This window comes from Caproicibacter sp. BJN0012, from assembly GCF_035986805.1.
Classification (GTDB): Bacteria; Bacillota; Clostridia; order Oscillospirales; family Acutalibacteraceae; genus Caproicibacter.
Genome location: NZ_CP142518.1, coordinates 1,786,628 through 1,809,711 on the forward strand (window position 1 = coordinate 1,786,628; position 23,084 = coordinate 1,809,711).

Here is a 23,084-nt window from a genome sequence, read left to right on the forward strand (position 1 = left end):
TCAGGTATTGCGAAACAGTTCCTCGGGACCTTGAGAAAAAATTGAAGCCTCCCCCTGCATGCAATCTTTTGCATATTGCTGAGCGATCTTTGTAAATTCCTCCTGGCAGTTAAGCGGTGTTTTTCCTCTGCGGTCCACCCTGAAATAAGTCCCGTCGCTGTTCATTTCTCTCGCGTTTTCATTATCCTTCAGCATCAGATCAACCGCCTGCATGATCCTGCGGCGCAGCTGCCCGTCCTCCACCGGAAAAACAAGCTCCACCCGCCGGTCCAGGTTGCGCTGCATCCAGTCAGCGCTTCCCAGAAAGACCTTTGTGTTTCCTGCGTTTTCAAACGTAAAAATTCGGCTGTGCTCCAACAATCTTCCGACAATGCTTCTGACAGTTATGTTTTCGCTGTACCCTTCTTTTCCCGGAATCAGGCAGCAGATTCCCCGGACGATCAGCCGGACCGGGACGCCGGCTCCGGAGGCCTGATAGAGAAGGGCGATGATTTCCGGGTCCACCAGCGAGTTCACTTTGGCGGTGATTCCGCACGGCAGATTCTTTTTTGCGTTTTCCATCTCATTCCGGATCATTCTGAAGAAAAAGGAGCGCAGGCCGCTCGGCGCCACAATAAAACGGTTATATTCCGGAGGATGGGAGTAACCGGTCAGGACGTTGAACAGGGAGGAAGCGTCAATTCCATACGGTTCCCGGCATGTGAAAAGCCCGATATCCGTATACACCTTTGCCGTTGAGTCATTGTAGTTGCCGGTCGCCAGATGGACATATCTCCGGATCCCATCCTCGTCGCGCCGCACCACCAGCAGAATTTTGCAGTGCGTTTTCAGACCGCTCAAACCGTAGATGACATGACATCCGGCCTCTTCCAGCTTTTTTGCCCACATGATATTGTTTTCTTCATCGAACCGGGCTTTCAGTTCCACCAGGACAGTGACCTGCTTCCCGTTTTCCGCCGCGCGGATCAGTGCGGCGACGATGGGGGAATGCCCGCTCACGCGGTACAGCGTCTGCTTGATTGCGAGAACATTTTCGTCTTCCGCAGCCGTGCGGACAAAGTCAATGACGGTTTCAAAGCTCTCGTACGGATGGTGGACCATGCGGTCGCGTTCCCGGATTGCCTTGAAAATATCATCACATTCCACAAAGTCTCCAGGGGGGTAAATGGGCCGCATGGGGTGGTAACACAACTGTTCATAGCGCGGCAAAGTGGCAAACGCGGAGCAAAAAGTAAGATCCAGAGGACCCGGAATTTCGTAAATCTGATGATCCTCGATTTCAAGCATTTCTCTCAAGAACAGCTCGGTCTCCTGATCATGGCCGCGCGAAAGCTCCAGGCGCACGGGCTTTCCGCGTTTGCGCTTTTTAATGAATTTTTGTATTTCGATCAGAAGATCCTCGGTGTCTTCGTCAATGTCGAGATCGGAACTTCTGGTGATGCGGAATGTACTGGCGGAACGGATTTCATTCAGTTCAAACAGCTCGCCGAGCTTATGGATGATGATATTTTCCAGAAGAATATAATCGCTTCCGTTTCCCGACGGGATGCTGATGAAGCGGGACAGGATTCCGGGAACCTGAACAACTGCAAAATAGGATTCCTCCTTTCCCTTCAGGCGAACGGCAATGTTCAGACTGCGGTTTGCAAGCAAGGGGAACGGGCGGCTTCGGTCCACTGCCAGCGGAGTCAGAACAGGGAACAGAATGCGGTCGAAATATTCGGAGACATATTTTTCCTGTTCTTCGCTCAGTTCCTCCGGCTTCAAAAACCGGATCCCTCTTTTTTTCAAAGCAGGCACAACGGAGCGGGTATAACAGGAATATTGCCGTTCGGCAAAACCGTGGATTTTCTGTGATAAGATGGGAAGCAGCTCGATGGGTGACAGACCGGAATGGTCGCGGCCGAAATAGTGAGAATCCACCTGTTCTTCCACTCCGGCGACCCGCACCATGAAAAACTCGTCCAGATTGGAAGCCGTAATTCCCAAAAACCTCATCCGCTCCATGATCGGATTTTCCTTCCGAAATGCCTCTTCCAGGACGCGGTAATTAAAATCTATCCAGCTCAGTTCCCGGTTGATGTAGGGAATCGCCGGTTTTTCGTCTTTCTCGTTCAATTGTATCACAACCTTTTTTACAGCAGGTTAGACTTTATCGTCAGTTCCGGGTTATAGCCGAACACTTCTTTAAAATAAGGAGCACACTGGTCAAATGCCCACTGTTCCAAATACAGATTAGCGTCGCTCTGGGAAGAAATGGTCAGCAGATCTTTTTCCAGCCGGACTTTAAGGTCGGTCAGCTTTTGTTTTTGCGATTTGTCGAGCGAGTTTGCCAGGCGGAAAATTGCGACGAGCTTGGAAACGATCAATCTGTTTTTTTCATTCAGCGAAGCAAACGCGGCGTTGCTGTGATTCGGAATATCGTACTCGTTATAACGCGCCACAAAAGCCGTCAGAAGCATTTCTTCATCCGTAAGGCCGTAGATGTCTGTGTCCTTGATCAAGTCGTACGAGCTTTGCAAATGCCGCTTGGCGGTGACGTAATGCCCGCAGTCGTGAAGAATGGCGGCCAGCTCCAGCAGCAGACGTTCCCTTCGCCCCAGGCCGTGGGCCCCTTTCATTTTATCAAAGATCTTGCAGGAAAATTCCCGGACGCATTCCGTGTGCGTGCGGCTGCAGTGGTAGGAATCCGCGATTTTCCCGGCACAGGAAATCGCGCTGACGCGCACATGGTCCAGATACTGAGCGGAGCTTTTGGGAATCAGCATCTGACGGATCAATGCGTCCCAGAGCTCCACTTCAGGGGACAGGATCGTTGTGGACGCAGTAAAGCGAAGGAGCCGGATGGCAATTGCCAGAGAAGAATACAGCAGCTCGGCTGTTTCTTCGGAAAGGTTGTATTTGCGGCCGATGCGGTCCTGCGGCATTTTCCTGATTTGTTCAAAGAGTTCCTTAATTCGAAAGGAATCCAGCTCGTACCTCCCGTCCTTCAGTTCAATACCGCAAATTTTCGCAATCAGGCGGACCCCGCTGCCGGTCAAAACAAGATTGCCCGCCTTTCCGCTTTCCAGAGGAACATGGATATGCCACAGGATGGAATCCAGATATTCCTCAACAACGGTGGAAAAATCATCCGTCGCATTTTGGATATTTCCGAGCATATCGTGGAGTTTCAGCGATCCCATCGGAATATTCTGCGAAAAAATCATTTGTTTTCCATCATAGACGGAGAAACCGATCGTTCCGGCCCCGATATGGCAGATCAGCGCGCTCTCGCCTTTCGTTTTTTCCATCCTGCTATTCATGTAATTTAAGATTTCCCAGTAAATCAGAGTTTTTTCCTGATCATCCTCCAGAACCTCGACCTGAATCCCGTTTTGTATCTTCAGCTGGTCGATGATGAATGAGCGGTTTTCCGCCTCCCGCAAAGCCGTGGTGGCGACGGTTCTGCAGTCTGTTACGCCATATCCGGTCAGAACGTCCTCGTAGCCGTGCAGAAGGGAAGAAAGTTCGCGAAGGCTTTCAAAACTGATTTTTCCGTCGGTAAAAACCTCGTGTCCCAGGCGAAGCGGGTATTCGAGGAGATCGATATTTTCGATCTTGCCCTTTTTCAGCTGTGAGATTCTCATTTTCAAGGCATTGGAATCAATGTCAATGACAGCCGCGAGCCTGGGATTCTTTTTCCTGTTCAAAGAATTCTCTCCCTTCCACTCCGTAAGATTTATATATTATTAGGATAACAAGTTTTTATTCTGATTTCCACCTTTTTACATAGATTTTACATAAACTAAATCAGGCCGTCTTTCCTTCCATCCGGTTTCAGGATGAGATGATTTTCCGTTTCGTGTGTGATATACTGGATTCATGCAAAAGGAATGCCGAAAAGAAAGGTTTACGAATTATGAAAAAAAGACACCATTCCGCCTTCCGGCGGACGGCAGTGATCTCTGCCGCGATCATTTTCTGCGGTGTGATCGCAGCCGCAGCGGCGTTTTACCACGGACAGATCCCCGGCTTGAATCAAAGCCAAACGTCCTCGTCCGCTTTGCCGTCTTCTTCACAGACAAAGACGCCTTCTTCCTCAAAATCTGTCCCGAAACCTGTTTCCATCACTATTCTTGGCGCGGGGGATGATTTGATACACAGCACTATTTACAATCGCGCAAAAAAGCTGGCGGGCGGGAAGGGCTACGATTTCGACCCGATGTATGAACGTGTGGCCGGAAGAATTCAAACCGCCGATATTGCGGTCGTCAACCAGGAAAGTATCCTGGCCTCAAAGGTGGCGCCGATCTCGGGATATCCCCTTTTCAATTCTCCGACCGAAGTGGGGGACGAGCTGGTTCACCTCGGCTTTGACGTAATCAATCAGGCAAACAACCACGTTTTGGATATGGGACAAAAAGGAATCAAGGCGGCGCTCGACTACTGGGACACTCAGCCGGTCACAGCCATCGGGGCGTATCGGAACGACGCCGACCTTCAAAATATTCGGATTGTGGAGTCAAAGGGAATTAAGACCGCGCAGATCGGGATCACGGAAATGACAAACGGTCTGTATTTGCCGAAAGATTCGGATTACCGCATCGTCTACGCAAGTGATACCGAACTGATTAAAAGCCTGATCCAAAAGGCAAAAAGCATGGCTGACGTCGTCGTGATTTCTGTTCACTGGGGAACCGAGGATACCTACACACTGACGGATCAGCAGAAGAAACTTGCGCAGGAAATGGTCGACTGGGGCGCGGATATCATTTTCGGAAATCATCCGCACGTGGTGCAGCAGCTCACTTTGTTGACAAGGGCGTCCGACGGCGCGAAATGTCCTGTGATTTTTGCTTTCGGGAATTTCATTTCCGGCCAGCTTTACGGAAGAAATATGGTAAGCGGTCTGTTGACCGTTACGATGACTAAAAATTTTGAAACTGGGAAAACCGTTTATTCCGGCATGAAATTTGAACCGATCGTAACCCATTATGAAACCAGCTTTGCAAACCTTTCCATTTACCCGTTGAGCGAATATTCGGAAACGCTTGCAAGCAAGCATGGTGTTCGGAAGAGGACGCCCGAATTCAGCATGCGGTTTATCCAGGACATCATTGACCAAAACATTCCCAAAGAGTATCAGGCAGAGTCTTGACAGAACTTCCGAACTGTGTTATACTTCTGACAATTGAATAAGTTCTTCGGGGCGGGGTGCAATTCCCCACCGGCGGTAAAGCGGTGAGAGCCGATAAGCCCGCGAGCGGAAACGCAGATTTTGGTTTGATTCCAAAGCCGACGGTAAAGTCCGGATGAAAGAAGAAAAACAGACGATTTTTTGTGCTGTTATGCCGTCCCGCATTTTTGCGGGACTTTTTTTGTTCAATCCGTTGATTCCTGCCTCAAAGGATTATTGAAGCCTTTTTTGGCATAGATCAAAATAAACAGTTTCAGGAGAGGGTGCAATTCCCCACCGGCGGTAAAACGGCGAACAGCCGGCGAGCCCGCGAGCGGCATATCAGCCGCGGATTTTGGTTTGATTCCGAAGCCGACGGTAGAGTCCGGATGAAAGAAGAGGAGCAAAAATGACAAATAATTATGAAAAAGCCGGCAAACGCCAGAGACTAAAATTTGACGCCAGAAACATCGCACAGATTGGGGTTCTGTCCGGAATCGCATTTCTGCTGATGATGTTTGAATTTCCGCTGTGGTTTGCCCCCGCGTTTTACAGGCTGGATTTCAGCGAGCTGCCGGTTTTGATCGGAGGCTTCGCTCTGGGGCCGGTGGCCGGAATCATGATTGAACTGGTGAAGGTGATTTTGTATCTTGTAATCCACGGAAGCTCCACCGCGGGCGTGGGCGACCTTGCCAATTTCCTGATCGGATGCTCGCTGGTTGTCCCCAGCGCAATTCTTTACAAATATCATAAAAGCAGACGCAATGCGGTCATCGGTCTGGTCCTGGGCACTTTGGTGATGATTCTGGTCGGCAGCCTGGTGAATGCTTATGTGCTTCTTCCTGTCTATGCCGTGGCTTACCATATGCCGATGAGCGCACTGATCAGCATGGGCTCCGTCGTCAACCCGTCCATAAAGAACCTGCAGACCTTTATTCTCTTGGCTGTCGCACCGTTTAACCTGTTCAAAGGGGTAACGGTTTCCTGCCTGACGATGCTTCTTTATAAAAGAGTCAGCCCGATCCTGCACCATACCATGGGGAAATGAACGCTGCGGCGGATGGCCGGATCTTTAAGAATATCCCTTTACAAATTCTTTAGCCTGTGCTATACTGTAAAGCATAAAAATTGAATATTTCCTTATCAAGAGTGACGGAGGGAACAGGCCCTGTGATGTCCGGCAACCTGCTTGGAAAAAGCAAGGTGCCAAATCCTGCGGGAAAGCCGAAAGATGAGGTGGATCAGGACCGTCCGGTTTTCTTCCGGTCGGTCCTTTATTTTTTCGCCCGTTCAGGGCGTACTGAAAGAAGTCAGGAGGATATTTATGGCCAGACATTTTTTTACTTCAGAATCCGTAACGGAAGGGCATCCCGATAAAATGTGCGACCAGATCGCGGACGCCGTTTTGGACGCCATTATTGCACAGGACCCGGCCGCGCATGTAGCCTGTGAAGTGACGGCGACGACGGGTATTATTCATGTGATGGGGGAAATTTCAACGACTTGTTATGTCGACATCGCTTCCATCGCCCGCGATGTCGTAAAGGATATCGGATATAATGATCCGGACTGCGGTTTTGACGGAAATACCTGCGGTGTCCTGACTTCCATCGATGTCCAGTCGCCGGACATCGCGATGGGCGTCAACCGTTCCTTTGAAGCTCAGAATGGAGCGACGGATGAAGATGATCTGATCGGAGCCGGGGACCAGGGAATCATGTTCGGGTATGCCTGCGACGAGACGCCGGAATTGATGCCCCTGCCGATCTCGCTGGCGCATAAACTGGCCAGGCGGCTGAGCGAAGTCAGAAAAACCGATCTGGTTCCTTACCTGAGGCCCGATGGAAAAACGCAAGTGACCGTGGAATACGAGGGGGACCGCCCTGTCCGGGTCGACACCGTGGTGGTATCGGCCCAGCACAGCCCTGAAGCAAAGCTGGAACAGATTCGGAGCGATATTCTGAAATACGTCATCCAGTCCGCCATTCCGCAGCATTGGCTGGATGAAAAAACAAAATATTATGTGAATCCGACCGGCCGGTTTGTAGTAGGCGGCCCGGTCGGCGACAGCGGACTGACCGGCAGAAAAATCATCGTAGACACTTACGGCGGATATGCGCGGCACGGCGGCGGCGCTTTTTCCGGAAAGGACCCCACAAAGGTCGACCGGTCCGCCTCCTATGCGGCGCGTTACGTTGCGAAAAATATCGTGGCGGCCGGGATCGCGGGAAAGTGTGAAGTGCAGCTTGCCTATGCGATCGGCGTTGCGCGGCCGGTTTCCATTCGGGTGGACACGTTCGGGACCTCAAGATTTACCGGAGAAGAACTTTCCGGCGCGGTCGAGAAGACTTTCGATTTAAGGCCCGGCGCCATCATCCGCGAATTGGACCTCCGCCGCCCGATTTACCGCGCCGTTTCCAACTATGGACATATGGGCCGTGAAGACCTTGGCGTCTCCTGGGAAAAATGCGACCGCGTGGAAGCACTGAAAAAAGCGCTGAAAAAATAGTCAGTCAAAATTCCACTCCTGCACATAGAATGTGTTGGGGTGGTTTTTATGTTTGAAATTCTTTTCAAAACGCTTTTCGTCCTGTTTGCTATCTTGGGAATCGTGGAGGCATTCCGGATGTTTTTGTTTTGGCTGCTGAAAACGGAAAACCCCGGAAAACTTTATCTTGTTATTTCCATAAGCGGACATGACGAGAACGCCGAGCTGGTCCTCAGAAGCGCCTGCGAACGGATTCGGTGGATTCCGGACGGCAATACGGAACTGATTGTGATTGATCGCGGCATGGATGAAGAGACCAGGCAAATCTGTGAAATGGCATGTCTCGACTTTCCCGAAGTTCACATCTGCCGCGCAAATGAAGTGAGTAAAATCATTCAAGTGTAATTTGCAAATACATAGAGGATCGTTTATACTAATACTATATCATCATAGGGGACAAGAGGGAAGCTGCATGGAGGAAGCAAAGCTTCTGGAAATGACCGGCACCGTGGAGCAGGTCATTTTCCGGAATGAAAAAAACGGATATGCCGTGATCGAGGTCAATGATGGCGAGGAGCTGATAACGGCTGTGGGAAATCTGCCGTTTATCGACGCCGGCGAAGAGCTGCATCTCGTAGGAAACTGGGTTACGAACCAAAACTACGGGGAACAGTTCCGCGTCGAAGCCTTTGAACGCTCGAAACCGGCCAGCGAAGCGGCCATGCTGAAGTATCTCTCATCCGGAGCCGTGAAGGGGGTCGGCCCATCGACGGCGGAAAAGATTGTAAAACTCTTTGGAGGCAACGCGCTGAACGTGATGGAAAATGAACCGGAGCGCCTGTGTGCGGTGCGGGGCATCACAAAGCCCAAGGCGGAGAAAATCAGCGAAGAATTGAAGAGGCTCGGCGGGATAAGAGAGATGATGGTACAGCTTGGGGGTTACGGCATTTCCCCGGCGGAGGCCGTGCGCGTCTGGAAATTTTACGGTGCGCAGTCCATCGACTGTGTCAGGGAAAATCCCTACTGCCTCTGCGAGGACGGAGTGAGCATCCCTTTCGACCGGGCCGACCAAATTGCCGCTTCGCTGGAGAGGCCGCAAGACGATCTCTGCCGGGTCCGGGCGGGGATCCTGCACGTCATCCGGCATAATCTGGGAAACGGACATACCTGTCTGCCGGCGGACAAGCTGACTGCCGCCGCCGCACACCTTCTGGGGGTGGACAAAAGCCTGACCGGCGAGGTCCTGGAGGATCTGAAAGCGGATGCGTCCGTGATTTCCTATGTTTTTCGAGAGAGGGAATTTGTTTTTCTGCCGGACCTGTACCGGTCCGAGTTCTATTCGGCGGAACGGATCAAGATGCTGCTCCGGTTTCCTGCTCCGACGATTACGGGAGTCGACGGCAGAATAGAAGAAGTCGAGCGTGAATTTGGAATCCAGTATGCCGAAGGACAAAAACAGGCCGTGCGGGAAGCCCTGTCCAGAGGAATTCTGATCCTTACGGGCGGGCCGGGGACAGGGAAAACGACGACCCTGAACGCGATCATTCGTCTGCTGGAGCTCAGCGGCGAAAAGGTCCTGCTTGCGGCGCCGACCGGAAGGGCGGCGAAACGCATGTCGGAACTGACGGGAAGGGAGGCAAAAACCATTCATCGCCTGCTGCAGGTGGAATGGGATGAAAACGACCAGCCTGTCTTTGCCAGGAACGAAAAAAATCTTCTCGAGTGCGACGCCCTTGTCATCGACGAACTGTCCATGGTGGACACCGCCCTTTTCGAAGCTCTTTTGCGGGCGCTCCCGCTGGGGCGCAGGCTGATCCTGGTCGGCGACAGTGATCAGCTCCCGTCCGTCGGTCCGGGGAATGTGATCGGCGACCTGATTGGCTCCGGCCTTTTGCCGGTCGTCCAGCTTCGCCAGGTCTTTCGCCAGTCCATGCAAAGCCTGATTGTACGCAATGCCCATCGGATCGTGGCGGGCGAGATGCCGGACCTTGAAATAAGGAACGAGGACTTTTTCTTTTTGCGCTGCGGTGATCCGGCCCGGATCAGCGCGACCGTCGTCGATCTCTGCAAGCGGCGCCTGCCGGAAAGCTACGGCTTTTCCGCGCTGACGGATATTCAGGTCCTTACGCCCTCACGGAAAGGGGAACTTGGGACCCAGGAGCTGAACAAAAAGCTTCAGCAGGTCCTCAATCCTCCGGACAGCCGGAAATCGGAACTCCGCGTGAACGGTTCGATTTTCCGCGTGGGGGACAAGGTCATGCAGATCCGGAACGATTACAATCTGCCATGGACCCGCTCTGACGGCTCTGTCGGCGAGGGAGTCTTTAACGGCGACCTTGGCATCGTTCAGGAAATAGACCGCCGCGTGCCCGTTCTCACGGTCCGCATGGATGACCGCATTGTAGCCTATGAGTCGGAAGCGGCGGCGGAATTGGAGCTTGCCTATGCCATGACGGTACACAAAAGCCAGGGAAATGAATTTCCGGCGGTTGTGATTCCAATGTTCCGGGGCGCCCCGCAGCTGGCCTACCGAAACCTGCTTTACACCGCCGTGACCCGGGCGAAATCCCTGCTGATTCTGGTCGGAACGCCCGAAACCGTCCGCAACATGGTGGAAAACAACCGCAAGACCAGGCGATACACAGGTCTGCTTTATCTTTTAACCGGGGGCGGGGAGGATGAGTCTTAAAAGAATTCTTTTTTTCTGTCTGGAGCTGTTTTTCCCACCGCGCTGTGTCTTTTGCGACAAAATTATTTCGCCGGGTACAAAAATCTGCAAAACATGCGCCGCTGCGATCGCACCGGTCAATGCGCTTCGGTGCATGAATCTTCCCGGTTGCGGACAGAATATTCCTTGCATCGTCCTTTATCCCTACGAATCTCAGGTTCGCGATTCGATCATCCGGTTTAAGTTTTACGGAGAGAAAAAGAATGCGGATTTCTATGCGGAACAGCTCTCCGAACTAGTCAGGAAGCGGATGAAGCCGTCCTCGTTCGATCTGGTGACGGCCGTCCCGATTTCACGGGAACGGAAGCAGGGACGGGGGTATAACCAGTCCGAACTGGTTGCGAGGAAAGTCGCGGATCAGCTTGGGCTATCCTATGAGGAGTGCCTTGAAAAAGTCCGGGACAACCCAGAGCAGCATCTGTTGCCGCGTTTGGAGAGATTGAAGAATGTGGCTGGAGTTTACCGCGCCGACGGGAACAGGATCGCCGGCAAAAGGATTCTGCTGATCGACGATATTGTGACGACGGGTTCCACTCTCTGCGAGTGTGCCGAAGTCCTTCTGAAAACAGGCGCCCGGACCGTTTCATGTGCCGCGGTAGCCCAGGTCGGCAGGATGTCCGGTTGAAATTGAGCGTGATTTATTTTATAATAAGCAAGTGATTGGAGCGCGCATCTGCTTTTCGGATGTGTTTTTGATAAGAAATGGATGTGATTTTGTGCTGGGAACCGACCTTGCGATAGATCTCGGAACTTCGACAACAAAAATATATCTCGACGGAAAAGGAATCGTCCTGAACGAACCTTCCGTTGCGGCGGTGAATGTCGAAACCGGGGAGGTTGTCGCAACCGGAAAAGAAGCCTATACGATGATTGGGAAGACTTCCGATAAAATTAAAGTGTGTCTGCCGCTGGAGGGCGGGGTCATTTCAGATTTTGATATGGCCCAGTATCTGATCGGGACCTATTTGAAAAAAGTAAGCCAAAGCCATGTTGTTATGCCGCGCGTTGTGGTCAGCGTTCCCTGTAAAATCACAGAGGTGGAAAAGCGCGCTGTCGTGGACGCGATCAGTTCCGCCGGAGTAAGAAAAATCTGTCTGATTGAAGAGCCTGTGGCTGCCGCATTAGGGGCGGGAGTCGATATTTCGCAGCCTCATGGAACTCTTGTCGTTGATATCGGCGGGGGAACCACGGACATGGCGGTGTTGTCGCTCAGCGGAATCGCGATTTCCCGTTCGGTCAAAGTAGCCGGAAATACATTCAATGAAGCAATTGTCAAATACATCAGAAGAAAATACAATTTGATTATCGGCCGCCGCATGGCGGAAAACGCCAAGCTGGCGATCGGGTGCGTCTATCCGCGGAAGGATGTGTCTTCCTTCCGAGTAAAGGGACGCAATGCGATGACCGGTCTGCCTCAATGGGCCGATATCACCAGCGACGAGATTCTGGAGGCGCTGATTGAAAATGTGATGCAGATGATCCGCGTGATTCAGGAAATGCTGGAAAAGACTCCGCCGGAACTGATCGGCGACGTTTATTCCGACGGCATGATCCTGACGGGAGGCTCGGCCCAACTGTTCGGCTTTGACAGCCTGATTTCCAAAAAAGCAAAAATGCCGGTACATGTGGCAGACGACCCACAGAACTGTGTCGCCGTAGGTGCGGGGAAAGCCATCCGTTTTATCGACGATATGGAAAACAAGGCTTATGGTGTCCTGAACCCGCTGAGCGCCGCATATTGACAGACAAAGATGCCGCTGTAAAAATTTACAGCGGCATCCAAACGGATACGACTATTTGCTCATCATATAATTAATAAACATCAGTTCATCCTCCGGATCGTCAACGTTCAATTCCGCGGAAATTGTCGAATTTTTTGTTTTTTCCAGCAGAGAACGAATGCCGTACAACTGGCACAGCTTGCTTTTCAGATTCAGCTTGTTGCCGTCGTCTGTCACCAGATAAACATTCCCCTTTGATTTATCCAAAAGTTCAATTAATTTGATTACGTCGATATCGTATAATTTCAAATCTTTACCTCCTGTCCAAAATAATCTGTCATTTCATTATACGATACCGTTCCTGAAAAAACAATGTTTTTTCTGATTTATAATGAAGGCACGGTGAGAATAGCGGAATTGCGATCCGGTTAGAAAATTTACACAATGTTAATTAAATATTTGCTTGATTTAGAGTAAAATAAAATTGATTTAATGCGATTTCGGCAGGATTAAGGATGATTTTTTTGTTTGGTTATGTGAGACCGCGGAAATCGGAACTTCTTGTGCGGGAACTTGAGGAATATAACGGAATTTACTGTACGCTGTGCAGGAACCTCGGCAAAAAGTACGGTCTTACGGCAAGGCTTGCTTTGAATTACGACTGCACTTTTTACGCCCTTGTCCTGATTTCTGCTAAATCCAAGCCGTTTCCCAGGTTTCAAAAGGGCAGATGCGTGACAAATCCTTTCAAGCAATGCGCGTTCTGTTCCGAGGAAGATCAGGAATTTCATCAGGCGTCCGCTTTGACCGTGATTTTGGTGTATCATAAATTGATGGACGATATCCGGGATTCCAAAGCGATGAAAAAATATTTGCGCGTCCTTGCCCTGCCGGTCGTCAGACATGCCTACCGCCGGGCGGCCGCCGACTATCCGCACCTGGGGGAAATTGTCGCCGAAGCGATGAAAGAGCAAAGCGAAATCGAAAAGAATCAATCGCCTGGCCTTGACAGCTGCGCCGAGCCTACAGCTCATATGATGGAGCGGATTATGGAATTGTCGTCGGGGGAAGCCCCCATGTCCCCAAGGTCGAGGATCCTGAATCGTTTCGGATATTTTCTCGGGCGCTGGATCTATTTCATCGATGCGGCGGACGATCTGGAAGATGACATCAGGACCGGTTCGTTTAACCCGCTGGCCTCCCGCTTTCACCTGAACGGGGAAAGCGGGAAGGAAGAGCTCCGGGATGCGAAAATCTATGCCAATGATGTTTTGAACCAGACATTGTCACAGCTGGGGGGAGCTCTTAATCTGATGGAAATGAATTCAATGGGGCCGATTGTACGGAACGTCGTGATTCTTGGACTTCCCCAGATACAGAAGGAACTATTGTTTAAAAAGGAGAAAACAAATGTCTGATCCTTACAGAGTCCTTGGCGTATCGCCGAATGCGACGGATGATGAAATCAAAGCCGCTTACCGGGAGCTTGCGAAGAAATATCATCCGGACAATTATGCGGACAGCCCGCTTGCCGACCTTGCTGGGGAAAAGATGAAAGAGATCAACGAGGCGTACGACCAGGTAATTAAGGAGCGGAAACAGAGAAAGAGCGCAAATCAGGGCGGATATTCCGGCTATGCGGGGTACTCTGGATATTCCGGGTACTCCAGCCGGGGAACGGAGTTTTACGACGTGCGCAATCTGATCAATTCGGGCAGAATCGCAGATGCCGAGCAGATATTGGACGGGGTGCCTCAGGAAGGGCGCAATGCGGAATGGTATTTTTTAAAAGGCACCGTGCTTTACAGGCGCGGGTGGCTGGACGAAGCTTACAACGACTTTGCCAACGCGTGCCAAATGGACCCGTCCAATGCGGAGTATCGGGCCGCGTTCAATCAGGTGACAAATCAGCGCAACGGAATGTTTGGGGGATATAATCCCAATGTTCCTCAGTATGGCGGCGTCGGCGGCTGTGATTTGTGCACGTCCCTTTGTCTGGCAAATCTGTGCTGCAACTGTTTCGGGGGAAATGTCTATCCGTGCTGTTAATCGAGTTTTTCGCTGGGGGTAGATTGAGTTGAACCACAGCCTTCGTCTGGCTTTTTGTTCCATGGCGGCCGCCCTTGGCACGGTCGTCATGATCCTGACCGGCTTTATCCCGGTGGGGACTTATGCTTTGCCGGCGTTTTCCGGGATCCTTCTGATTGCGGTTGTGGCTGAGGTCGGTATCAAATGGGCCGTTGGCGTGTACGTTGTGCAGTCTGTTCTTTCTTTTATGCTTGCGGCGGATCAGGAAGCTGTTTTATTTTTTGTTCTCCTTTTCGGCTATTACCCGATTCTGAAGGCGGTATTGGAAAGCCGGGTGCATCAAAGATGGCTTTGTATCGTTTCGAAACTGGTTGTTTTCAACGCCGCGGCAATCCTGGAGTTTTGGCTGTCGGTTAAATTGCTCGGCGTACCTGTTGCGAGTTTCAGCGTTTTTGGTTATAATGTTCCGGGGTTGTTTCTTCTGGCTGGAAACGCCGTTTTCCTGATTTATGATTACGCGGTTTCTCTTTTGGTGATTGCGTACTTTAACAGGCTGCATCCGGTTATGAAAAAATGGTTTCACCCGAAATAGGGCGAGACGGTTTCCTTGCAGTGACACGGAACTTTTTCTTGATTTTTACCGATTGAAGAATTAAAATAAGGTGAGTCCGGAATTGTAATCCGGCCACTATTTTGACGAGAGTCTGTCTAGTGGCGGCCGTTGGCCAGCCGCTCAGGAAAGGGCTCTCTCGGAGACGGAGTTGGGTATGGACAATTTACTTGCTGTGAGAATACAGAATAAAATCGACAGCTTTTCCAAGGGTCAAAAGCGGATCGCGGCCTATATTGAAGAGCATTATGATAAAGTTGCGTTTATGACGGCGTCTAAGCTCGGTGCGACCGTCGGGGTCAGCGAATCGACCGTTGTCCGTTTTGCCACACAGATCGGATATGCGGGATACCCGCAGCTTCAGCAGGCGATTCAGGAGATGATCCGAAACAAGCTGACCTCTTTTCAGCGGATGGAAGTGACTACGGAACGAATCGGCAGCTCGGACGTGCTTGACTTTATATTTAACCAGGATATCGACGTGATTCGCCGCACGATGGAGGAAACCAGTCACGAAAGCTTTTATGCTGCGGTCGACTCCATTGTCTCAGCCAGAAAGATTTACATTCTGGCTGCAAGAAGCGCCCACGCTTTGGGTACCTTTCTGTCCTATTATCTGAATCTGCTTTTTGAAAACGTTCTGTTGGTCCAGTCCACAAGCGAAGGCGAGATCTTCGAGCAGATGATCCGCGTGGATGAAAGGGACGCCGTGATTGGCATCAGTTTTCCGCGCTATTCCAGAAAGATTGCAAAAGCCATGAATTTTGCTCACGACAGGGGAGCAAAAGTCATTGCGATCACGGACAGCTCTCTTTCACCTGTCGCGCAGGCTTCAAACTGCGTTTTGTTGGCCAGAAGCGAGATCGCTTCCATTGTAGATTCACTCTGCGCGCCGCTCAGCCTGATCAACGCGCTGATTGTCGCGACTTCTTTAAAAAAGTCTGAGGAATCGAAAAAGATCTTTCAGAATCTGGAGGATATCTGGGACACTTACGGCGTTTACGAAAAGGTGGATGACAGCTCGAATTGAAAGCGGATGTTTTGGTGATCGGGGCGGGGGCCGCCGGGATGATGGCCGCCGGGACCGCCGCCCGAAGGGGCCTGCGGGTCTGTTTGCTGGAGAAAAATCAAAGGCCTGGAAGAAAACTCGGGATTACCGGCAAGGGAAGATGCAACCTGACAAATAACTGCAGCGTGCAGAACTTTATCGCCTCCGTGCCTACGAACGGTCGATTTTTGTTCGGGGCGGCTTCCCGGTTTTCCCCCGGCGATGTGATGACTTTTTTTGAAAAATTGGGTCTGCCTCTGAAAACGGAGCGGGGCAGCCGCGTTTTTCCGCAGTCGGATAAGGCTGCCGACGTGGTCGATGCGCTGACGGGATTTGTTGTTTCCTCCGGTGCCCAAATGATCCATGGGGAAGCCAAACGCCTTTTATTTGCCGGCGGCTGCGTCCGCGGTGCGGAACTGAAGAACGGGGAAATCGTTCCGGCTGGCAACGTAATTGTCTGCTGCGGAGGAAAATCCTATCCCGCGACCGGTTCGACCGGCGACGGGTACCTTTTTGCGCACCAGGCGGGTCACACCGTGACGCCTCTGCGCCCATCCCTGGTTCCCCTTGTCGCGCGGGATCCGGACTGCGCGGAACTGATGGGACTTTCCTTAAAAAATATTTCCATATGCGTCGTGGACACGAACGACGGTAAAATTATTTATGAGGATTTCGGAGAACTCCTCTTTACGCATTTCGGGCTGTCCGGCCCTGTGATCCTCAGTGCCAGCGCCCATATGCGCGGCATGTCGCCGGGCCGCTATCAGGTTGTCATCGATCTGAAGCCCGCGCTCAGCCTGGAGAAGCTCGATGCCCGGCTGGTCCGCGATTTTCAGGAAAATCAGAACCGCGATTTTGAGAATTCCCTTTCCTCTCTTCTGCCGCATTTGATGATCCCGGCGGCAGTGCGAAGATCCGGGATTCCGCCGCATTTGAAATGCAATCTGATCACCCGGGAAATGCGCCATGATTTTGCCGCTCTTCTGAAATCCTTTCCCATCACGGTCGGCGCATTCCGTCCGATCGAAGAAGCGGTGGTCACATCGGGGGGAGTTTCCGTCAAAGAGGTCGATCCCAGGACGATGCAGTCCAAACTTGTAAAGGGACTGTACTTTGCAGGAGAAGTCCTTGACGTCGACGCCTACACAGGCGGGTATAATCTTCAAATTGCGTTTTCCACCGGCCGGCTGGCCGGAAATTCCGTTGAAAAGCAGGAGGAAGCCACATGATTGCAATTGCGGTTGACGGTCCGGCCGGCGCCGGGAAAAGCACGATTGCCCGGCAGGCGGCCAAAGCTCTGGGGTTTATTTATGTTGACACCGGCGCCCTTTACCGCGCAATTGGTCTTCATATGATAAAAAACGGCGTTAATTCATTCGATCGGGAGGCGGTGTGTGCGGAACTTTCCGGGGTTACGGTTGCGCTTGCCTTTCAGGAGGGCGGGCAGAAAGTTCTGCTCTGCGGCAAAGACGTAACCTCGGAAATCCGGGCCGAGGAGGTGTCGAAAGCCGCCTCCGCTGTTTCAGCCATTCCGGAGGTGCGGAATTTTCTGTTTTCCATGCAGAGAGAACTGGCAGAAAAAGAAAATGTTGTGATGGACGGCCGGGACATCGGGACGGTCGTCCTTCCGCACGCCCAGGTTAAGATTTTTCTGACCGCCTCACAGGAAGAGCGGGCACGGAGAAGATTTACGGAACTGCTGCAAAAGGGTCGGAAAGCGGAATACGGGGACGTTCTAAAGGATATTGAACAAAGGGACTACCGCGATTCGCACCGCGAGGTCGCCCCGCTGATTCAGGCGGAGGATTCCGTTCTCGTCGACACGACCAAAATGACTTTGGAGCAGTCGGTGGAACGGGTCGTGTGTATCATTCGGGCAGGCCTAAAAAATCTGAATGAAAATTGGTGAGACAATGAAACGCACTCCGCTTTATACATTTACAAGAACCTGCCTGGCATGGTTTTTCCGCACTTTGATGCCGATCAGGGTCAGAAACGCCGAGAATTTCCCGAAGAACGACAGAGCAATTCTTTGCTGCAACCATATGAGCATGACGGACCCTCTCAGGCTTGCTTACAGTCAGAAACGGCAAATTTATTTCATGGCGAAGGAAGAATTGTTCAAAAACAAACTGGTTTCCGCTGTAATCACGGGGCTTGGAGCTTTCCCGGTGTCGCGGGGAAAAGGGGATAAGACCGCGATTTATACGGCAAAGAACATTTTGGACAGCGGAAGCATTTTGGGAATTTTTCCTGAGGGAACCCGGACAAGAGACGGAAATTTTCTCCGCCCGAAATCCGGGGCGGTCATGCTTGCGCACATCTGCCATGCGCCGATCGTGCCCTGCTGCATTACTCCGGTAAAAGGCAGGCTGCCGAGGTTGTTTCATCCGTGCTATGTTTCCTTTGGGGCTCCGATCCCGGAAGAGGAACTCGGAATTCGGAACGGAACTCCTTCGGAATATCGGAATGCAAGCCTGCTGTTGATGAACCGGATCGCGCAGCTTCGGGAGCATGATCTTGGCCAATCGGTTCTTGAGGCGAAATCGTGAAGATCGTGATGGCAAAATCCGCTGGATTCTGCTTTGGAGTCAACCGCGCGGTGCGGATGGTCAACAAGCTGCTGGACGAGGGAAAACGGGTCTGCACCCTCGGCCCGATTATCCATAATCCCCAGACGCTGCGCCGCTTTGAGCAGCGCGGTGTGCGGATCGTCGGCTCACCCGGTGAAGTGCCCGCCGGAGCGACCCTTGTGATCCGGTCCCATGGGGTCGCCGGGAGCGTCCTCCGTGAGATTGAGGAGCGCGGAATTGAATGCTGCGATGCCACCTGCCCGTTTGTCCGGAAGATCCATAAAATCGTGGCGGAAGAATCGAAAGCGGGAAAGACGGTACTAATTGCCGGGGATGCTTCTCATCCTGAAGTTCAGGGGATTATCGGTCACTGCCGCGGCCGTTGTCTCGTGTTCAAAAATGCCGATGAACTGCGGAAAATTCTGGATGAAGCTCCGTTTGGCCGGGAAGAACCACTATGCGTTGTGTCACAGACCACATTCCGTGTGAATGAGTGGGAAAATTGTTTGGAAATCATCAAAAGGGTATATACAAACGCCTCAGTTTTTGATACAATATGTAATGCAACTGCGATACGTCAGTCGGAGGCGGCTGAACTGTCGCGGCAGTGCGACGCGATGATTGTGATTGGCGGAAGGCAGAGTTCCAACACCGCCAAGCTTTTTGAATTGTGCAAAAAGAACTGCGCCGCCTGTCTTGTCGAATCTGCGGACGAGCTTCCGCTCTCGGCCCTGCGTCGGGCCGGATGCATTGGCATTACTGCGGGCGCGTCGACGCCGGCAAGCATTATAAAGGAGGTATTTGATACCATGTCAGAATTCAACCAGGGTGCCGGTCCTAAAGAAAATAATACGGAGGGAAGCTTTGAGGAAATGCTCGAAGAGTCTCTCAAAACTTTAAATACAGATGAAAAGGTGCACGGTGTCGTTGTCGGGGTAACTCCAAGCGAAGTTCTGGTGGATGTCGGCAGAAAACAGGCGGGGTATATTCCAGCCTCCGAACTTTCGGCCGATCCCAACGTGAAACCCGAGGATCTGGTTAAAATCGGGGACGAGATGGACCTTCTCATCATGCGTACGAATGATCAGGAAGGCACGATCATGCTTTCCAAAAGGCGCCTGGATGCCACAAAGGGCTGGGAAAAGGTTGTTTCGGCGGAAGAGGACCAATCCGTTCTTGACGGGGTCGTGACCGAGATCATCAAAGGCGGCCTGATTGCCGTAACGAACGGCGTGCGCGTCTTCATTCCCGCCTCGCAGGCAACGGCGTCCCGCAGCGATCCGCTCGAGGATCTTCTGAAGAAGGAAGTTAAATTCCGCATTATTGAAGTAAACCGCAGCCGCAAGCGCGCGGTTGGTTCCATTCGTTCGGTACTCAAAGATGAACGCAAAGCGCAGGCCGACAAATTCTGGGAGACCGCAGAAGTCGGCAAGGAATACACGGGTACAGTCAAGTCACTGACTTCGTACGGCGCATTTGTGGACCTGGGCGGGATTGACGGCATGATTCATATCTCCGAGCTCTCCTGGACCAGAATCAAACATCCTTCGGAAGTAGTCAACGTCGGGGATCAGGTGACAGTCTATATCAAAGGCTTGGATCAGGAAAAGGGCAAGATTTCTCTCGGCTATAAAAAGCCGGAAGATAATCCGTGGGAAATCTTGAAACGCGACTATCCGGTCGGCAGTATCGCCGAAGTCAAAATTGTCGGGATCACGACTTTCGGCGCGTTTGCACAGGTGATTCCGGGAATCGACGGCCTGATCCACATTTCTCAGATTGCTGATCACCGGATTGAAAAGCCTCAGGATGTTTTAAAGATGAACGACGTTGTCAAGGTGAAAATCATTGATATTGATTTTGATAAACACCGCGTCAGTCTTTCCATCCGCGCTTTGCTGGAAGAAGAAAAGGAAGAGCCCGCCGAGTCTGCCGGGGATGAAACAGCCGAATAATCTGTGATCTTGTTGATAGAAACGGGCACAAAGATTCGAAAGTATCTTTGTGCCCGTTTTATTCACACAATAATTCCTCCTTGTATATGATACAGTAATATACTTTGGGAGGTGCGTCTTATGAGGCGCAGAAGGCGAAACCCGATGCCCGTCAGGGGAAAGCTGACTCTTCTTACGATAGTGCTGTTTGCGTTCATCCTGGTGTTCAACAGCCAGATCAGGCCGGTGATCGCATCCATTACCGCAAATGAGGCAAAAATAAAATCGATCAATACGATCAATGACGCGGTTATAGAAGAACTAAATAAGGACGATATTTCCTATGAAGATCTGATTACCGTGGAACGAGGCAGTGAAGGCAATGTTCTGGCCATCACAACCAATATGGTTAAAATGAATGAACTGAAAGCCAAAATTATCTCAAACATTCAGGATAAACTAAACAATGATACATATTCTACCGTCTGGGTCCCGATAGGTACTTTTATCGGCGGTGACTTCTTTCACGGAAAGGGACCAAAAATCGCGCTGAAAGCCTCTCTTTCCGGCAACGTGACCGCCGAGTTTAACAGCACGCTGGCATCGGCCGGAATCAACCAGACGAAGCACCAGATTTATCTGGATGTAAATACCAGTATTTATTCTTTTTTACCTGGATTTGATACGACGACGGAAGTCAAAACCAATGTCCTGGTCGCCGAAACAGTCATTGTCGGGTCCGTACCGCAGGTTGTTGCCAACTGGGACTGAGGCGCCGGAATTTTAGCAGGAGGCGGAAAGTGATGGAACTGGAAGAAGCGAGAAAAATTTCTAGGCAGCTTTCTGAGCAGATCCGTTACCACAATCAAAAATATTATGTCGAAGACGCGCCGGAGATCGATGATTTTGAATACGACGAGTTGTACCGTCAGCTGGAAACTCTTGAAATGGCGTTCCCGGAACTGGTAACGCCGGATTCCCCCACCCAGAAGGTCGGCGGGGAAGCGCTCGCGAAATTTTCCCCCGTAGCCCATACGGTCCCGATGGAAAGCCTTCACGACTCTTTTTCAGACGAAGAACTGCGGGATTTTGACCGCAGAGTCCGTGAAAACGTGGAACATCCGGTTTACGTTGTGGAGCCGAAATTCGACGGACTTTCGGTTTCCGCGGAATACCGGGACGGCGTCTTTGTCCGGGGTTCCACACGGGGCGACGGCCTTGTGGGGGAGGATATCACCGAAAACCTTCGGACGATCCGAAGCCTTCCCAAAAGGCTGACGAGGCCGCTCCCGTTTCTTGAAGTGCGCGGAGAAGTCTACATGTCGCACCGCATCTTTTTTAAGCTTTCGGCCCGTCAGGAGTTGGAGGGAGAAAAGCCGTTTAAGAATCCCCGCAATGCGGCGGCGGGTTCTTTGAGACAGAAAAATGCGAAAATCACCGCGTCCCGCGAACTAGACATTTTTGTTTTCAATGTTCAGCAGGTGACGGGCGCCGAACTTCGCGGGCACCAGGAGTCTTTGGATTTTTTAAGGGAACTCGGATTTGCCGTTCCCCCTTTTTACCGGACCTGCAGTTCTGTCGATGAAGTCCTGGAAGAAGTGAAACGCATCGGAGAGCTTCGGGGCACTCTGGATTATTCTATCGACGGCGCGGTTGTAAAGGTGGATTCCTTTTCACAGAGGCAGGCCCTTGGAAGCACCGCGAAATTCCCCCGGTGGGCGGAAGCCTTTAAGTACCCTCCGGAGGAAAGGCAGACAAAACTTCTTAACATTGAAGTGAACGTGGGCCGCACGGGCGCGCTGACGCCGATCGGGATTTTTGAGCCGGTGGATCTCGCGGGAACGACCGTCAGCCGGGCCACGCTGCACAACCAGGATTTCATTGAGGAAAAGGGAATTCGCGTCGGTGACACCGTCATCCTGAGAAAGGCGGGAGAAATCATCCCGGAGGTTGTCCGGGTGATTGCCCACGCCGAAGAATCCCTTCCGTTTATCATGCCGTCCGTCTGCCCGTCCTGCGGTTCTTCCGTGGTCCGGGAGGAGGGTGAGGCCGCGACCCGCTGCACCAATCCCGAGTGTCCGGCCCAGCTCCTGCGCCATCTGGTCCATTTCTGCAGCCGTGACGCGATGGATATCGACGGCATGGGGCCGGCTGTAATTGAACAGCTCGTAGGTAAAAATCTGGTTTCTTCTCCCGCCGATCTGTATTTCCTGAAACGGGAACAAATTCTTGACCTGGAGCGCAAGGGGGAAAAATCTGCGGATAATTTAATGGCGGCGATCGAGCATTCCAAGCAAAACGACCTGTACCGTCTGCTTTTTGCCCTCGGGATTCCCCACGTGGGGCAAAAGGCCGCAAAACTTCTTGCTTCGCGGTTCGGAACCATAGAAGGAATTTTCCATGCGGAGGAGGAAGAACTTGCTTCAGTGGAAGGCATCGGGGGAATTATCGCACAGAGCGTGCGCCAGTTCTTTTCTTTGCCCAATTCTGCCCATTTGATTGGCCGCTTGAAGGATGCCGGAGTCAACCTGTCTTGTCTGACGACGATGGACGACAGCCGCTTTCAGGGCAAAACTTTCGTCCTGACCGGCACGCTGGCGAATCTGACCCGGGCGCAGGCGACGGGGCTGATTGAGAAGCACGGCGGAAAAGTCAGCGGCAGCGTTTCCCAAAAAACGGATTATGTTGTTGCCGGGGAAGATGCCGGAAGCAAGCTGACGAAGGCCAATCAGCTTGGCATCGCGGTTCTCTCGGAACGAGAGCTGGAAGAGCTGCTGGGCAACGGCTGAGGTACTG

20 protein-coding genes and 3 riboswitches are annotated in these 23,084 nt (G+C 51.8%); of the genes, 17 read left to right on the plus strand and 3 right to left on the minus strand.

Annotation, left to right across the window (positions count from 1 at the left end; genetic code table 11):
• Both VA597_RS08630 and VA597_RS08635 read right to left on the minus strand, forming a co-directional pair.
• Complete coding sequence (locus VA597_RS08630; RefSeq protein ID WP_128742375.1) at window positions 1-2,118, minus strand: RNA degradosome polyphosphate kinase; 2,118 nt, start codon at window positions 2,116-2,118, stop codon at window positions 1-3.
• 17 nt (window positions 2,119-2,135) lie between these two features.
• The gene (locus VA597_RS08635) at window positions 2,136-3,692 is read right to left on the minus strand and encodes a Ppx/GppA phosphatase family protein (protein ID WP_128742376.1); all 1,557 of its coding nucleotides are present in this window, start codon (window positions 3,690-3,692) and stop codon (window positions 2,136-2,138) included.
• 209 nt (window positions 3,693-3,901) lie between these two features.
• On the opposite strand from VA597_RS08635, the gene VA597_RS08640 reads away from it, so the two are divergent.
• From VA597_RS08640 to VA597_RS08670, 7 genes are all read left to right on the plus strand, one after another.
• On the plus strand, window positions 3,902-5,140 hold the full coding sequence (locus VA597_RS08640) for a CapA family protein (RefSeq protein WP_164919006.1): 1,239 nt from the start codon (window positions 3,902-3,904) through the stop codon (window positions 5,138-5,140).
• 38 nt (window positions 5,141-5,178) lie between these two features.
• Window positions 5,179-5,310, plus strand: a riboswitch (FMN riboswitch).
• Between the two features lie 114 nt (window positions 5,311-5,424).
• A riboswitch (FMN riboswitch) is annotated at window positions 5,425-5,563 on the plus strand.
• A 4-nt stretch (window positions 5,564-5,567) separates the two neighbouring features.
• Window positions 5,568-6,206 (plus strand): ECF transporter S component, encoded by a 639-nt coding sequence (locus VA597_RS08645; protein WP_128742378.1) that lies wholly within the window; start codon window positions 5,568-5,570, stop codon window positions 6,204-6,206.
• 89 nt (window positions 6,207-6,295) lie between these two features.
• Window positions 6,296-6,396: riboswitch (SAM riboswitch) on the plus strand.
• A gap of 86 nt (window positions 6,397-6,482) precedes the next feature.
• A complete protein-coding gene (gene metK / locus VA597_RS08650) occupies window positions 6,483-7,667 on the plus strand; it encodes a methionine adenosyltransferase (protein WP_128742379.1) in 1,185 nt (394 codons plus the stop codon).
• Window positions 7,668-7,715: 48 nt separating this feature from the next.
• Window positions 7,716-8,051 carry a hypothetical protein gene (locus VA597_RS08655; protein WP_128742380.1) on the plus strand — a complete coding sequence of 112 codons (336 nt, stop codon included), beginning with the start codon at window positions 7,716-7,718 and terminating at the stop codon, window positions 8,049-8,051.
• A 67-nt stretch (window positions 8,052-8,118) separates the two neighbouring features.
• On the plus strand, window positions 8,119-10,335 hold the full coding sequence (gene recD2 / locus VA597_RS08660) for an SF1B family DNA helicase RecD2 (protein WP_128742381.1): 2,217 nt from the start codon (window positions 8,119-8,121) through the stop codon (window positions 10,333-10,335).
• Window positions 10,325-10,999: a ComF family protein gene (locus tag VA597_RS08665; protein WP_128742382.1), complete on the plus strand. Its 675-nt coding sequence runs from the start codon at window positions 10,325-10,327 to the stop codon at window positions 10,997-10,999. The genes recD2 and VA597_RS08665 overlap by 11 nt, the downstream gene beginning before the upstream one ends.
• A 67-nt stretch (window positions 11,000-11,066) precedes the next feature.
• Window positions 11,067-12,116: a rod shape-determining protein gene (locus tag VA597_RS08670; protein WP_243112705.1), complete on the plus strand. Its 1,050-nt coding sequence runs from the start codon at window positions 11,067-11,069 to the stop codon at window positions 12,114-12,116.
• Between the two features lie 51 nt (window positions 12,117-12,167).
• Here VA597_RS08670 and VA597_RS08675 read toward each other — a convergent pair whose 3' ends face one another.
• Window positions 12,168-12,404 (minus strand): hypothetical protein, encoded by a 237-nt coding sequence (locus tag VA597_RS08675; RefSeq protein ID WP_128742383.1) that lies wholly within the window; start codon window positions 12,402-12,404, stop codon window positions 12,168-12,170.
• A gap of 206 nt (window positions 12,405-12,610) precedes the next feature.
• Between VA597_RS08675 and VA597_RS08680 the strand changes: the two genes are divergently transcribed.
• From VA597_RS08680 to ligA, 10 genes are all read left to right on the plus strand, one after another.
• On the plus strand, window positions 12,611-13,513 hold the full coding sequence (locus VA597_RS08680) for a DUF5685 family protein (RefSeq protein WP_128742384.1): 903 nt from the start codon (window positions 12,611-12,613) through the stop codon (window positions 13,511-13,513).
• Window positions 13,506-14,144: a J domain-containing protein gene (locus VA597_RS08685; RefSeq protein ID WP_128742385.1), complete on the plus strand. Its 639-nt coding sequence runs from the start codon at window positions 13,506-13,508 to the stop codon at window positions 14,142-14,144. The genes VA597_RS08680 and VA597_RS08685 overlap by 8 nt, the downstream gene beginning before the upstream one ends.
• A 28-nt stretch (window positions 14,145-14,172) precedes the next feature.
• Window positions 14,173-14,715 (plus strand): hypothetical protein, encoded by a 543-nt coding sequence (locus VA597_RS08690; RefSeq protein ID WP_128742386.1) that lies wholly within the window; start codon window positions 14,173-14,175, stop codon window positions 14,713-14,715.
• A 175-nt stretch (window positions 14,716-14,890) separates the two neighbouring features.
• Window positions 14,891-15,763 (plus strand): MurR/RpiR family transcriptional regulator, encoded by an 873-nt coding sequence (locus VA597_RS08695; protein ID WP_128742387.1) that lies wholly within the window; start codon window positions 14,891-14,893, stop codon window positions 15,761-15,763.
• Complete coding sequence (locus tag VA597_RS08700; RefSeq protein WP_128742388.1) at window positions 15,760-17,010, plus strand: NAD(P)/FAD-dependent oxidoreductase; 1,251 nt, start codon at window positions 15,760-15,762, stop codon at window positions 17,008-17,010. Before VA597_RS08695 ends, VA597_RS08700 begins: the two co-directional genes overlap by 4 nt.
• Window positions 17,007-17,690, plus strand: a complete 684-nt coding sequence (gene cmk / locus VA597_RS08705; protein ID WP_128742389.1) for a (d)CMP kinase — start codon at window positions 17,007-17,009, stop codon at window positions 17,688-17,690. Before VA597_RS08700 ends, cmk begins: the two co-directional genes overlap by 4 nt.
• Complete coding sequence (locus VA597_RS08710) at window positions 17,677-18,333, plus strand: lysophospholipid acyltransferase family protein (RefSeq protein ID WP_243112707.1); 657 nt, start codon at window positions 17,677-17,679, stop codon at window positions 18,331-18,333. The genes cmk and VA597_RS08710 overlap by 14 nt, the downstream gene beginning before the upstream one ends.
• Window positions 18,330-20,309: a bifunctional 4-hydroxy-3-methylbut-2-enyl diphosphate reductase/30S ribosomal protein S1 gene (locus tag VA597_RS08715; protein ID WP_128742390.1), complete on the plus strand. Its 1,980-nt coding sequence runs from the start codon at window positions 18,330-18,332 to the stop codon at window positions 20,307-20,309. Before VA597_RS08710 ends, VA597_RS08715 begins: the two co-directional genes overlap by 4 nt.
• 120 nt (window positions 20,310-20,429) lie before the next feature.
• On the plus strand, window positions 20,430-21,059 hold the full coding sequence (gene yunB / locus VA597_RS08720; protein WP_128742391.1) for a sporulation protein YunB: 630 nt from the start codon (window positions 20,430-20,432) through the stop codon (window positions 21,057-21,059).
• A 32-nt stretch (window positions 21,060-21,091) separates the two neighbouring features.
• On the plus strand, window positions 21,092-23,077 hold the full coding sequence (gene ligA, locus VA597_RS08725; protein WP_128742392.1) for an NAD-dependent DNA ligase LigA: 1,986 nt from the start codon (window positions 21,092-21,094) through the stop codon (window positions 23,075-23,077).
• Window positions 23,078-23,084 lie beyond the last annotated feature (7 nt).

Excerpts from the sequence above, each read along its gene's own strand:
- yunB (WP_128742391.1), top strand. The coding sequence starts at position 20,430 with ATGAGGCGCAGAAGGCGAAACCCGATGCCCGTCAGGGGAAAGCTGACT.
- VA597_RS08710 (WP_243112707.1), top strand. The coding sequence starts at position 17,677 with ATGAAAATTGGTGAGACAATGAAACGCACTCCGCTTTATACATTTACA.
- VA597_RS08665 (WP_128742382.1), top strand. The coding sequence starts at position 10,325 with ATGAGTCTTAAAAGAATTCTTTTTTTCTGTCTGGAGCTGTTTTTCCCA.
- VA597_RS08680 (WP_128742384.1), top strand. The coding sequence starts at position 12,611 with ATGATTTTTTTGTTTGGTTATGTGAGACCGCGGAAATCGGAACTTCTT.
- ligA (WP_128742392.1), top strand. The coding sequence starts at position 21,092 with ATGGAACTGGAAGAAGCGAGAAAAATTTCTAGGCAGCTTTCTGAGCAG.
- recD2 (WP_128742381.1), top strand. The coding sequence starts at position 8,119 with ATGGAGGAAGCAAAGCTTCTGGAAATGACCGGCACCGTGGAGCAGGTC.
- VA597_RS08695 (WP_128742387.1), top strand. The coding sequence starts at position 14,891 with ATGGACAATTTACTTGCTGTGAGAATACAGAATAAAATCGACAGCTTT.
- VA597_RS08655 (WP_128742380.1), top strand. The coding sequence starts at position 7,716 with ATGTTTGAAATTCTTTTCAAAACGCTTTTCGTCCTGTTTGCTATCTTG.
- VA597_RS08645 (WP_128742378.1), top strand. The coding sequence starts at position 5,568 with ATGACAAATAATTATGAAAAAGCCGGCAAACGCCAGAGACTAAAATTT.
- VA597_RS08685 (WP_128742385.1), top strand. The coding sequence starts at position 13,506 with ATGTCTGATCCTTACAGAGTCCTTGGCGTATCGCCGAATGCGACGGAT.
- cmk (WP_128742389.1), top strand. The coding sequence starts at position 17,007 with ATGATTGCAATTGCGGTTGACGGTCCGGCCGGCGCCGGGAAAAGCACG.
- VA597_RS08640 (WP_164919006.1), top strand. The coding sequence starts at position 3,902 with ATGAAAAAAAGACACCATTCCGCCTTCCGGCGGACGGCAGTGATCTCT.
- metK (WP_128742379.1), top strand. The coding sequence starts at position 6,483 with ATGGCCAGACATTTTTTTACTTCAGAATCCGTAACGGAAGGGCATCCC.